The organism is Chryseobacterium sp. SIMBA_028, from assembly GCF_046535285.1.
Lineage (GTDB): Bacteria > Bacteroidota > Bacteroidia > Flavobacteriales > Weeksellaceae > Chryseobacterium.
This window is the reverse complement of the sequence record NZ_JAWRWZ010000524.1, coordinates 1-256: the sequence shown is the minus strand read 5'-3', so window position 1 is coordinate 256 and position 256 is coordinate 1. Positions and strand designations below refer to the sequence as shown.

Annotated in this window: 1 pseudogene; it reads left to right on the top strand. The window is 39.5% G+C overall.

The features are described 5' to 3' along the window. Positions 1-256 (top strand): annotated as a pseudogene (locus tag SCA31_RS24355) (hydrogenase); the annotation flags it as partial.

Genomic DNA, 256 nt, shown 5'->3' with positions numbered 1-256 from the left:
CTGGTTTATGGGATTAATCCCTGACTTTGCAATGATCAGAGATAGAGCAAAAACTCCTTGGACAAAGAAAATTTATACATTCCTAGCATTCGGTTGGGGTGGTAAAGCAAAACACTGGCAGAGATTCGAAGAATTATCTTTGGTTCTTGCAGGATTAGCAACTCCACTTGTATTCTCAGTACACACTACTGTATCTTTTGACTTCGCAACTTCAGTAATTAAAGGATGGCACTCTACGATCTATCCTCCTTACTTC